Raw genomic sequence first — 12,573 nt, 5'->3', positions numbered from 1 at the left:
TACTAATTTTATATTTCTTCGTGGTTAATAAATTGTGCTTCGTATAGTTTTTTATAAAAACCGTTTTCTTTTTGCAGTAACTGATTATGATTTCCTTCTTCTACTACAATACCTTTGTCTAAAACTACAATTTTATCGGCATTGATTACAGTTGCTAATCTGTGGGCGATAACAATTGATGTTCTGTTTTTGGTTAATGTATCTGTAGCTTTTTGGATTAATTCTTCTAAATAAGCATCAATAGAAGATGTAGCTTCGTCTAAAATTAAAATACTCGGATTACTAACGTAAGCTCTCAAAAATGCTATCAACTGTCTTTGTCCGGAAGATAACATGATTCCTCTTTCTTTTACATCATAATCATAATTTCCTGGTAAACTCATTATAAACTCATGAGCACCAATTTCTTTAGCCGCATTGATTACTTCTTGTCTAGAAATGTCTGAATTGTTTAGCGTAATGTTGTTGTGAATGGTATCTGCAAACAAAAATACATCTTGAAGAACGACAGCAATTTGCTTGCGAAGACTTTCTAAAGTGTACTCATTTATGTTGTGACCATCAATTGATATTTCGCCCGATTTTATTTCGTAAAAGCGATTTAATAAATTTATAATAGTCGATTTTCCAGCTCCAGTGGCACCTACAATGGCCACAGTTTGTCCTTTATTGATATTTAAATTGATGTTTTTTAATACATCTTCCTCTTTTTTGTATCCAAAAACAACATTTTTAAATTCAATGTTTCCTTCAAAATCAGGAGCAGTTTTTGTTCCGCTATCTTCTGAATGACTGTTGTCATCAAGTACCTCAAAAACTCTATTGGCAGCTATCATTCCCATCTGCATCTCATTAAATTTATCGGCAATTTGACGAAGTGGAGTAAAAAAGATTGCGATGTACATGGTGTAGGCAAACAAATCTCCTTTTTCTGTAAAAGGGTCGTGATTAAGTACCAAAATAGCTCCGTAATAAATAATAAAACTTAAAGTTAGCGAGGTAACAATATCAGCAATTGGAAAAAAAATGGAGTTGTACCACACGTTTTTCACCCAAGCTACTCTGTGTTTATGATTTATTTCTTTAAACTTTTCATATTCGATATCTTCTCTTGTAAAAAGTTGAACGATTTTCATTCCAGTAACTCTCTCTTGAACAAAAGTGTTCATTTCGGAAATTTGAGTTCTTACTTCTTCAAAAGCTCCTTTCATTTTTATTTGGAAAACTCTCGTTGCATAAATCAAAATCGGCATAGAAAATAGTACAATCATTGTAAGCTTCCAGTTCATGTAAAACATGAAAATCAAAATAGCAAACATTTTCATCAAGTCACTAATAATCATGAATAACCCTTGACTGAAAATTCGTGCAATGGCTTCGATATCAGAAACCGTTCTAGTTACAAGTTTACCAACAGGTTCATGGTCATAGTAACTCATTTTGAAGTTAGATAAATGCTTAAAGAGTTTTATCCTAATATCTTTAATGATATCTTGTCCTAACCAGTTTGCCCAATAGACAAAATAAAATTGAGCAAGTACTTCAAGTAATAATGTTATTCCCATGAGAGTAAGCATAATTACAAAGCCATTATTGTTTTTAGGAAAAACATAATCGTCAATAATATTTTTAAGTAAATAAGGACGTAAAGCAGCAAATATAGAGAGTAAAATAGCCCAAATAATTACGCTGTTGTAGCGAAATTTATAGGGTTTAGTATACTCTAGGATACGCTTAAAAAGTTTTTTATCAAATGCTTTCATCGTTGTTGATGTACGGATATTTTATTTGAGTAAGAAATAATCCTTGTGCTGGTACCGAAAAACCTGCTTTTTTTCGATCCTTGCTTTCTATTATTTTGATGAAATCATCAATTGTTATTTTGTGTAAACCTATATTTACCAATGTTCCTACAATGGCGCGAACCATGTTGCGAAGAAATCTATCGGCACTTATGGTAAAAATAAGTTCATTGTTTTTTTGAGTCCAATATGCTTCTGTGATGTCACAATTGTATGTAAAAACATCAGTGTTTGATTTAGAGAAGCATTGAAAATCTGTAAAATTTAGTAATAATTTAGCAGCGTTATTCATGGCTTCAATATCCAACTTTTGTTGTGAAAACCAAGTTAACTCATTGTTAAAAACATCTTTTATTGTTGAGATGTGGTAATGATAGGTTCTTGATGTTGCATCAAAACGAGCATGAGCGTCATCATGAACTTTTATTATTTTAGAAATTGCTATGTCTTTTGGTAAAAAAGAATTGGCTTTGTATTTGAGTTGCTCTAAATCTAAAGTCTTTTCTGTATCAAAGTGACCATACATTTGTGATGCATGAACTCCAGTATCAGTTCTTCCTGCGCCTACGATTTCAATTTCGTCTTGTAGCAAAGTTGAAAACACTTTGTTTAATGTTTCCTGAACAGAAATGGCATTTGGTTGGTATTGCCAACCATGATAATGGGTTCCTTTGTAAGCAAATTCTATAAAATACCTCAATGTAAATTCTTTTGCGCAAAGATAACAGAATTACTTAGAGGAATAAAATGTTTTAAAGTAGTCCTTTAGCTTGCTTTTAGCCCCGATGGAAATGACATCCTTTTTGTTGCCTGAGTAGGTTCCTGAGCTTGTCGAAGGATCGAGGGCAACAAAAAGATATAATGGACAGCGGGAAATACGTTTGCAGATATACCCGAGGTGTATGCTAAAAAAAAAACAGAGAACCGTAGTTCTCTGAGTTTCTATTTAAGTAGATGGTTGTTAACGTCTTCCGTGTCCTCTTCCATGTCCGTGACCATTTCCTCTATTATCATTATCACGATCTTTTTTATAATAACGTGGTCCGTTATCATAGTCTCTATGGTGAACTACTGCAACATGATTGCTTCTTCTGTGTTGTGGAGCGTAATATTCTTGACGATAGTTACGGTATCCATCTCTATAATACATACGACGGTGGTCGTTAAAATATCTCCAAGGAGAATGACCTCTATAGTCAATGACTACGTAACGTGCTCTGTTAATATCATAACCATGACAATAATCAGGTAAGTAACGTGAACGTATCCATCCGCTAGGGCCTAAATACACATAAACTGATGCGTAATTATCATAATAACATTCTAATTCTGGTAAATAAACATATTGTACTCTTTCGTCATGATAATCGCACCAGTCACGAGGACCTCCAATGTTTAAACTTACTGATACTTGTGCACTCGATTGCAAGGCAAAAAACATCACAAATGTTCCTAAAATTAATTTGATATTTTTCATAATCTATGTTTTTTAATTTATGGGTAATACTATAACGATCTTGTTTGAGTAATATTATCCAACAACTGTGCCAGAAAAATTATGAAAGGGTTCTAAAATTGAAATTTTAACAGATATTGATAGACTTTTTCGGTAGGTAAACCAACCACATTTGTATAGGATCCTTCTATTTTTGAAATTCCTATAAGGCCAATCCAGTCTTGGATTCCGTAGCTTCCAGCCTTGTCAAGTGGTTTGTGTTTTTTAATATAATATTCTATACTTTCTAACGATAAATCTGAAAAAGTAACTTTTGTTATATCGTATATAATTTCAGTTTTGTTTTTTGTTTTAAAACATACCGATGTAATAACTTCATGAGTTTTTCCAGATAAATTTTGAAGCATTTTGACTGCATCTTCTTCAGAAGAAGGTTTGCCTAATGTTTTTCCATCTAATACAACTAAAGTATCACTGGTAATTAGTAATTCGTCAGAATTTAAATCATCAAAAGCGTTGGCTTTTAGCTGCGCTAAATAATTTGTGATTTCATAAGATTGAAGGTGAGGAGGGAAAACTTCTTCAACTTCACGTATTCTTATTTGAAAGTCTAAATCTAAATCTCTAAAGAATTGTTGTCTTCGTGGCGAACCAGAAGCTAATATTATTTTAATGTCTTTTAGTTTATTAAGCAACATAGTATTTTATGTTTAATCCAATTACACCAATGCACAGAATACCAAAGAAGATAATTAGCTTTAAAACATCACTTAAGTGTTTGAAATCTTTTTTGCTTTTAGCTCCACTCATTTTAATCATAAAATATATTAGTGGTCCTATTAAAAAAGCAAGGATGTAAATTGTTGCATATTGTAAATGAAATAAATAATTGTAAGTGTAATATAATATGCCTGCAAAAGGGATAAAAGAAAGCACTAGAGTTACTTTAGCAGTTCTTGAAACTCCCAGTATAATAGGTAATGTTTTAATTCCATTATTATAGTCACCATTAATATCTTCAAGGTCTTTTACTATTTCTCGGATAAAATTGATAATAAAAGCCATTATAGCGAAATCAATAAGAATTGAAAAAGTCATTCGCATTTGTGCTTGATTACCGGCATGTGTTACTGGAAAAATATTGATCAAGCCAACAATAATGATACTAAAAGCAAGTAAAAAAGCCACAACAAGATTTTTAACCAATACAATTTGTTTGAAATTTGTGGCATATATGTAGAGTAATGCTGCACAAAGTATAAATAGAGTAACAAAGCTTGGTTTTTCTACAAAGTTTGATAGATAAAACCCAATACCAACTCCTACTATAGTAAACCCAACATATAAATTATAAGCCAGAGATTCGGTTATTAGATTCCCAACAATAGCTTTTTTAGGATTATTTATCTTATCCACATCTTGATCGTTAATGTCGTTAATGATGTATCCGCCTGCAGCTATGCAAACTGTAGCTATGATTAGTAAACAATATTGCCAATCATTTAATGCTAAATCGATGTTTTGTACTTTTAAAAAACCATATAATACTATTAATTGCATTAAAGCAATAAGAATCAAATTGGGATATCGAATAAGTTTAAGGTATTTCATTTGTAGCGATTAATCGTGTTTGCCGTTAAAATAAGTATTCCATTTGTCTTGAACTTTCATAACTTGTTCTATTACATCTCTCACTGCACCTTTTCCACCATTTTTATGAGAAATGTAATTTGATATTTCTTTGATTTCTGGACTTGCATCTTGAGGGCATGTTGGTAAACCAACTAACTTCATTACATGATAATCAGGGATGTCATCACCCATATACAATACTTGTTCAGGCTTAATATTATTAATACTACAGTATTCTTTAAAAGTCTCTACTTTATCTGGTGAACCAAGATAAATATCTTTAATCCCTAAATTACGAAGTCTTATGCGAACTCCTTCATTACTTCCTCCAGATATGATACAAACATGATAGTTACTTTCTACTGCTGCTTTCATAGCAAAACCATCACGAATGTTCATTTCGCGTAGCATTTCACCAGTTTGAGAAACGTGTACTGTTCCGTCTGTTAGTACTCCATCGACATCAAAAATAAAAGTAGTGATGTCATTCATAATCTCTTTATAACTCTTTGACATGGGTGTCTATGATAGATTTAGTTAGTAATTTATAAATTTCTTTGTATGTTTCGTTTGATAAGAAATTCAAATGTGAATTTATAGTTATTGTGTCATTTCTCTTTGCTGGGCCAGTTTGTGCTTCAACAGGAGAAAGATTTTTTATTTTTGAAGCGGTTTCTTCAATTAAAGGATAGAGTATTTCAAAAGGGATGTTGTTTTCCGTGCAAATTTCATTTCCTATCTGGTATAAATGATTGACAAAATTACACACAAATACCGCAGAAACATGTATAGCCTTTCTTTGTTCTGAAGATATTTTTATAGCTTTTTTGGATATAGATTGAGCTACTTTTTCTAAAAGAATATAATCTTCATCGTTTTGAGTTTCTAAACAAATAGGAATTTCATTAAAATCAACTTCTTTACCTTTTGTAAATGTTTGCAATGGATAAAAAACACCTTTTCGATTTTTATCATTTAAAATTTCCATCGAAGTTGTGCCTGAAGTATGAACAACTAATCTGTTATTGAAACAAATGTTTTCTGAAACTTCTGCTATAGCTCCATCTGTAACTGAAATTATATACAAGTCCGCATCTTTTAATAAAGTAATGTCAGAAATTACCTTTTTAGAAGGAAATAAACAAGGATCCAAATCATTTTTTCTGGAAAAAACCTGAATCACTTCTATATTCTTACTTTTATTAAAAGCAGAAATCAAGTGTTGAGCTACATTTCCTGAACCAATAATTACTATTCTAATCATTTTGCTAAAATAAGAAAAAGGTTTTAGAGTCCTAATCTGCTTTTTATGAATAGATTTAACGATAAGTTGTTGATAAATAATTTTTTAAATTTTTTATAAAAAATATTTTTTGTTATGTTTGGCAAATATTAATTTTTTAACCCAAAGACCATGAGAAAAATCATCACAGCTTTTGCGATTCTTTTAAGTTGTATGGCTTTTAGCCAAATTAAGGTATTACCAACAACTCCTTTAGAAAGACTAGGGAGAGTAGGTACAAATGATGTTTATATTCAAAAAGAAGGAACTCAATACACTTTCTTTTACAAGAATATTGAAAACAAGGATGACGAAAGCATTAGAAATTTCACATTTAAGAATATCGATAATGATTTTGAAAATTTCTATAAAATTATCATGGATGGTTTTAATGCAAATCCTATTTATGATATTAAATTAGAATTGCCAAATGATTATGTTTGGTTGCATTACACTAAAACTACTAGCAAGTTGACTGTTCAATTTATGACAACTAACAAAGTAACATCGTCTACAGGAGTTTCTGAAATGATGACAATTGAAGATGTAAAAAAACTTTTTGAAAAAAGTTAATAACCTATAAAATTTTTAAAAGGGTGAAACAATTTGTTTCGCCCTTTTTTTAATGCCTAAATTGTTGGCTGAGCGTAGTCGAAGTCAAAAATAAACATGATAGCGCGGAAATGTTTTCCGTGCTTACAATCAATGTTTTCCGTGCCTACAATTTATATCAAAAACAATTCCAACAAAACAATATCTAGATCATTTTCTAGCCCTGAATAGTTTCTTGCTGAGCTAAAATAATAATCTTCTGGCAATGCAACTATTTTGTCTTTTACAGGATTAGTATGAATATAGTTTATCTTTTCTTTTATAAACGAATTGCTATATACTAATTCTGCATGATAACCATCTTGCCAGACTTTATATTGTTGTTCTCTTTTTAAGTGTTCACAAGCTTTTTGAAAATAATCTAACAACCATTCTCGTCGACTCTCAGGCTCATCTATAATAGTTTGAATTATTTTCTTTGCAGTGAATTTTTTAAAATCCTGTATGACATCAGATAAGATAAACCCGTTTGTTGCTTTGCAAAGTATATGAATATGCGAACTCATAATGCAATACGCATATATTTCTAATCCTTTGTTTTGTTGGCAATGTTGCAGGGCATTAATGATGACATACTTTTGATTCAGACGAGTAAAAATATCTATCCATCCTACGGTTGTTATTGTAATAAAATAACCGTCTTCTGTGGTTGTGGCTTTATATTTTGTTGACATGGCTTTTAGTTAAAAAAACAAAACTACAACTTTTAAGGTTGTAGTTTATATTCTTTGTGGGCACGGATTACAAATCCGCGCTATCGGGGCTATTTAATTATTGATTTCCAATATTCTTCTGAGGAAGGAATTTTGCCATTTGGAAATCTTTCTTTTATATTGTAAGTTGAACTTTTACTCCCTTTTTCATTTGCTTTTAATAAGTAGTAATTGGCAAGTTTATCATTCATTTTGTATTTCTCTTTACCAAAATCTGTATGCAAAATTTTATAACATGTATAGTAAGCTCCACTATAATCATATGCATTTGCCATAAAGATGGCATAATATAGAAATTCATCTCTATGACCACTGTTAAAATAAATTTCTTCTAATTCTAAAAAAGCAATAGTATCACCTTTAATTTCAATTGTTTTTTTTAAGTTTTCTATTTTATTAGCATTGATAAATTCTTTATTATAAAAGGAAAATGTATTTGATTTTTCTTCATATTCACTCCTTTCGATTTTATCTTTTTTATTACAAGAATAAAGTATAGAAATTAATATTAAAACTTTTAATGGTACTCTTAATACTGACTTCATTTTTTATATTTTTTTTTATAATTAGACAAACTCATTCTTTTGATTTCAACACCACCTTTATAAATGACCACACTACCTTTAGAATCAAATATTTTTTTACCGTTTTTTTCTATTATTCGCGAACTAATCCCAGTTATTGAAGGTATCCCTTGTTTATCTTTACCCGATAGCGCGGATTTATAATCCGTGCTTATCATCAATTTCAAGTGAGATCTATCAAAATCACTTTTAAATTATTTGGCTTAGTTATCTAAAAACAAAACTACAACTTTTAGGGTTGTAGTTTATATTCTTTGTGGGCAGGGAAAATATTTCCGCGCTATCGGGGCCAAAAATAAATTTTTAAAATTGCAACTAAATCCCGATAGCGCGGATTTATAATCCGTGCTTATCATCAATTTCAAGTGAGATCTATCAAAATCACTTTTAAATTATTTGGCTTAGTTATCTAAAAACAAAACTACAACTTTTAAGGTTGTAGTTTATATTCTTTGTAAGCACGGATTGCAAATCCCGATAGCGCGGATTTATAATCCGTGCTTATCATCAATTTCAAGTGAGATCTATCAAAATCACTTTTAAATTATTTGGCTTAGTTATCTAAAAACAAAACTACAACTTTTAAGGTTGTAGTTTATATTCTTTGTAAGCACGGATTGCAAATCCCGATAGCGCGGATTTATAATCCGTGCTTATCATCAATTTCAAGTGAGATCTATCAAAATCACTTTTAAATTATTTGGCTTAGTTATCTAAAAACAAAACTACAACTTTTAAGGTTGTAGTTTATATTCTTTGTAAGCACGGATTGCAAATCCGAGCTATCGGGAGTATCGGGGTTTTTGTTTTTTATGTAGGCACGGAAAACATTTCCGCGCTATCGGGGTTCTACTGGTGGTTCATCGACTTCAATGGTTGTTAATGAAGATTTTCGTATTGCATTTGCAAATCATTTAAAATCAGTTTTTAGAAATGTGGTGTTGGAAAGAGAAGATTTCAAAGGACTGTATCGAGATATTGAAATTAATGAGGTGGAAACAGAAACTGAATGATAAATGAGGTTCAATTTAAAAGTAAATAACCCCTGTCGATCCGACAGGGGTTATTTATTTCTAATTTATTTGTTTCGTCTATTCCTTATGGTCTTTGTAAATTCCTCAAGAATATTTATGTCGGATAAAAATTCTTGAGAATCAGGTACAGTTGCTATCAATTCTCCTGCGCTATCGTGTCCCAAAAAATAAGTAGAACATTTCGACATATTATCATCTACAATAGTATAATCTACAATAGTAAGGTCAATAACCTTTGCTAATCTTTTAGTTTGAATTTCTCTCCCAAATCTTTGTACAGTGCTGTTAAGGAATACTTCTTCAACAAATCTTTCCCATGTTTCCCTTAACTTTCCATACAATACTTTCACTTTTTCATTATATACTTCTTCAGTTTCGGTTCTTTCAATTTTTTCTAAAATTTGATAATCTGCTTTGAGAATTCCAATTCTTTTTCCGACTGGAAGTGCATCCCAAGGTGGATTGCTGGCAATAATTCCAGTTTCTATTTTCTTTCGAGTTAAACTTTTTATATCTAACTCACAATCGAGTTTTTCAGCATGCTCTTGAATCATCAATAAAAAAGAAATGTCATGAGTAAAAACTATTACTTGCCTGTTTTTTGATTCCTCTGAAATCCTTCTTGCTATTTTATCACGCCATTTGTGGTCAAGAGATGAAACAGGGTCATCAAAAATTATTGAACTATTATGTTCTGAAAGCGATAATTCAGATAAAAACGTAGATAAAGCTATACAACGATGCTCTCCTTCACTTAGAATATCTTTTAATACTACACCTGTCGAATTTGGTTCGTTTAATTTTAAAAAATGATATTGCTTACCTTTTGCTCCTCTAGTTTCAGTTTCAATTTTAATATTTCTAAATCCTAATTTTGTTAATTCATTTTGAAAACTTTGCTTAAGATTTTGAGTCACATAAGTAGACGTAAGTTGATTACTAATAGTTGTAACCGTTCTAGTATTACATTTAGCAATACACTGAGCTAAAAGACTACTTTTCTTCTGACGGTATATTTCTCTTGCTAATTTAGGTTTATGTGTAAAAATTACTTTTTTACCTTGAAGTTCTGACAATTCTTTTTCAAGTGGCTCTAATTCACTTTCGATTGATTGCGTGGATAATTTTTTATTTTCTTCCTCAATTCTTTTAATCAGTCCTTCTATCAATTCTCTTGCATTTGGTTTAATCTCTGGCTTTGTCAATGAAGCTAAAACTTTTTTGTCTAGCAACTTACTAATTAAATAATCTCTTTGGACAGAAAGCCCCTTTAAGTATAAATCTTGATTTGTGCCATAATCATTAATAAAATTGCTTATTTCACTAATCGTTGGATTCAATTCGTCTAAATCAAAAGATAAATTATTTAGTTTTCCAATTAGTTCATTGTAATTTCTTAAAGCGTTATCATATTGCTTTTGGATATCTTGCTTGACAAAATCTTCAAAATCAATAAAATGTTTTTTTGCCTCATCGCTTAAATTTTGAAGACAAAGAGGGCAATTACTGTCAGATTCAGTTTCTGGAAAGATTTCTTTTTCTTTACTTTCATTATAAAACTTTCTTGCGCTTTCCCACAATTGCTTCCATGAATCATTTCCAACTCCATTGATAGGCAAATTTGAAAATATTTTTTCTGATGAAGCTTTTAATGTATCGCTAGTTATAACATAATTATCAAGTATTTCTTTTACACTATTTAAAGAATCTCCGCTTAAGGCTTTTTCAAGAATTGAAAATCTATTTATAAGAATTTTAAATCGACTAATTCTTTCCAAATTAAGCCTAAATAATTTTTGAGGGTCAGTAGCTTTTAATTCAAGAATAATTTTGCCCAATTCAACAATTCTCTCCTCACTTAAACTATTCCATACAGAATTGATTCTTAAATTGTCAAGTGTAGTATTAGGATTGAGATTATTTAAAAATTGTTTTGCTGAAGAATTAGCGTCAACTTGTAAAATACTATAATCAAATCTAGTTAAATTTAGGTTTTGATTTTCACTGGTTATTTCAGTTTCAATTTGCTTTAAAATAATTGCAAATTTTTCAACAATTGCTAATCCTTGTGGTATAAAGGCAATTTCATCTTCTCCTTCAATATAATGATTAGCGCTAAATGTATCAAAAACATCAACGCTCTTAAGAATTGAATTACTCAGTACATCGTTTTTTAATTCAACAGAATCAAAATTTATTCCATCAAGAGTATAACCAACTTCGGCTTTTTTATCCTTACTACTACTTTCTGGGTCGAATAGATTACCATTTATTTTTGGTTTTTGACCTCTGGTATTACATATATGCTTGAGAATGCTAACATAACTTGATTTTCCTGAACCATTATCACCATATACAACGGTTAATCCAGTGGGGGCAAATTCCAGTGTGGCTGTTGTTGATAGAGCATTGACATTATCTACATTTAATATACTAGACAATGTAATACTGTTACTGTTTGATAAATTATCAACATATTCTCTTAAATTATCAAAATTCACATCTTCATGTTCAATCTTTGATAATCCAAATTCTTTTTTACAGATTTCTTTCAGCTTTAGGAATTCAGTTTCAGTTATATGATTATTTCGGATAAGTTTATCAATTGCAACTTGCCAAAATATAGGTTTATCTTCAACCCAATCTATAATATCGTTTAATATTGACATATTTCAGTAAATAATTTATTAATTATTGTTTAGCACTATTCGATAGAAATGTATTACTAATACAAACACCAAACAATCCCTAATTCTAATGATATTTTATCTAACTAGATTTAGTTAGATGCCCGTTTACATAAAAACAAATAAAACCAATAAATCAATTATTTCTTTACGGGAAACCGTAACAAGAAAATGAATTCCAAAGAATCACACAATACGTATTTATACTGAATTTGATTGGTTTGGGTGAGGGTGGATAAAACAAAGGATGGACACGATTATGCGCCCATCCCTGTATCCCGAATGCCGTTGGAAACGAATTATTATTTTAGGAATTTATACCCAATTCATTCGTTATCTACTTTTCTGATTCGTACATTTTTTCTTGAATTAAATTTAAGAATGACTTAGAATCATTTTTTCTTACTCCATTAATTTTGATGCCAAAATGACTTCCCATACAAATGGTATCTGAAATTTTGCCTTTATGAAAAATTATTTGTGTACGCACATCTATTTCGTCTTGCTTTTTTCCAGTTTTTAACTTTTCATATTCTTTTTTAAACCTCTCAATATACTCAGTATCTTCTATTTTTTTATATTTTATATGTTCTCTAAACATTTCACTTCGTATAGATTTACAATTAATTCTAAAAGGAAAATGTTTATTTCCTTTGAAGTAAAAAAACTCTAGATATTGATTATCAATTTTTTCAGGTTTATTGTTTAAATTACAATTTAAAGCTGAAAATATAATAATAGTTAAAAGTATGCTTTTCATAAGTTTATAGT

The 12,573-nt window shown here is 30.2% G+C and carries 13 protein-coding genes; 2 read left to right on the top strand and 11 right to left on the bottom strand.

The genetic code is table 11. From position 1 onward, the window contains the following. Positions 1-8: 8 nt before the first annotated feature. The 7 genes from BUC09_RS05255 to BUC09_RS05225 form a co-directional block, all read right to left on the bottom strand. Positions 9-1,763: an ABC transporter ATP-binding protein gene (locus BUC09_RS05255; protein WP_073309392.1), complete on the bottom strand. Its 1,755-nt coding sequence runs from the start codon at positions 1,761-1,763 to the stop codon at positions 9-11. Continuing rightward, complete coding sequence (gene truA, locus BUC09_RS05250) at positions 1,750-2,502, bottom strand: tRNA pseudouridine(38-40) synthase TruA (protein WP_073309390.1); 753 nt, start codon at positions 2,500-2,502, stop codon at positions 1,750-1,752. The genes BUC09_RS05255 and truA overlap by 14 nt, the downstream gene beginning before the upstream one ends. A 261-nt stretch (positions 2,503-2,763) precedes the next feature. After that, positions 2,764-3,279, bottom strand: a complete 516-nt coding sequence (locus tag BUC09_RS05245) for a hypothetical protein (protein ID WP_073309388.1) — start codon at positions 3,277-3,279, stop codon at positions 2,764-2,766. A gap of 92 nt (positions 3,280-3,371) precedes the next feature. Beyond that, positions 3,372-3,956 (bottom strand): Maf-like protein, encoded by a 585-nt coding sequence (locus BUC09_RS05240; protein WP_073309386.1) that lies wholly within the window; start codon positions 3,954-3,956, stop codon positions 3,372-3,374. Continuing rightward, complete coding sequence (locus BUC09_RS05235; protein WP_073309384.1) at positions 3,946-4,869, bottom strand: geranylgeranylglycerol-phosphate geranylgeranyltransferase; 924 nt, start codon at positions 4,867-4,869, stop codon at positions 3,946-3,948. Before BUC09_RS05235 ends, BUC09_RS05240 begins: the two co-directional genes overlap by 11 nt. 9 nt (positions 4,870-4,878) lie before the next feature. Next, a complete protein-coding gene (locus tag BUC09_RS05230; RefSeq protein ID WP_073309382.1) occupies positions 4,879-5,406 on the bottom strand; it encodes a KdsC family phosphatase in 528 nt (175 codons plus the stop codon). Beyond that, entirely contained in the window at positions 5,390-6,154 is a 765-nt protein-coding gene (locus BUC09_RS05225) for a Rossmann-like and DUF2520 domain-containing protein (protein WP_073309380.1), read from the bottom strand. Before BUC09_RS05225 ends, BUC09_RS05230 begins: the two co-directional genes overlap by 17 nt. A gap of 150 nt (positions 6,155-6,304) precedes the next feature. Here BUC09_RS05225 and BUC09_RS05220 point away from each other — a divergent pair, with 150 nt between their 5' ends. Beyond that, positions 6,305-6,745 (top strand): hypothetical protein, encoded by a 441-nt coding sequence (locus BUC09_RS05220; RefSeq protein WP_073309378.1) that lies wholly within the window; start codon positions 6,305-6,307, stop codon positions 6,743-6,745. A gap of 152 nt (positions 6,746-6,897) precedes the next feature. Here the strand turns inward: BUC09_RS05220 and BUC09_RS05215 are convergent, their stop codons facing one another. After that, entirely contained in the window at positions 6,898-7,458 is a 561-nt protein-coding gene (locus tag BUC09_RS05215) for an REP-associated tyrosine transposase (protein ID WP_073309376.1), read from the bottom strand. Between the two features lie 89 nt (positions 7,459-7,547). Then, positions 7,548-8,042, bottom strand: coding sequence for a hypothetical protein (locus BUC09_RS05210; RefSeq protein WP_073309374.1), 495 nt, complete (start codon positions 8,040-8,042; stop codon positions 7,548-7,550). A gap of 911 nt (positions 8,043-8,953) precedes the next feature. Here BUC09_RS05210 and BUC09_RS14755 point away from each other — a divergent pair. Beyond that, the gene (locus tag BUC09_RS14755) at positions 8,954-9,094 is read left to right on the top strand and encodes a hypothetical protein (protein ID WP_159432937.1); all 141 of its coding nucleotides are present in this window, start codon (positions 8,954-8,956) and stop codon (positions 9,092-9,094) included. A 65-nt stretch (positions 9,095-9,159) separates the two neighbouring features. Here BUC09_RS14755 and BUC09_RS05200 read toward each other — a convergent pair whose 3' ends face one another. Together BUC09_RS05200 and BUC09_RS05195 are read right to left on the bottom strand one after the other, a co-directional pair. After that, entirely contained in the window at positions 9,160-11,784 is a 2,625-nt protein-coding gene (locus tag BUC09_RS05200; protein WP_073309369.1) for an AAA family ATPase, read from the bottom strand. A 355-nt stretch (positions 11,785-12,139) separates the two neighbouring features. After that, complete coding sequence (locus BUC09_RS05195; protein WP_073309367.1) at positions 12,140-12,562, bottom strand: hypothetical protein; 423 nt, start codon at positions 12,560-12,562, stop codon at positions 12,140-12,142. Positions 12,563-12,573: the final 11 nt, after the last annotated feature.

This window comes from Flavobacterium terrae, assembly GCF_900142035.1.
In the GTDB taxonomy this organism is placed as follows: domain Bacteria; phylum Bacteroidota; class Bacteroidia; order Flavobacteriales; family Flavobacteriaceae; genus Flavobacterium; species Flavobacterium terrae.
Note: the sequence above shows the minus strand (reverse complement) of the source record. Positions and strands in the feature narration are given on the sequence as shown.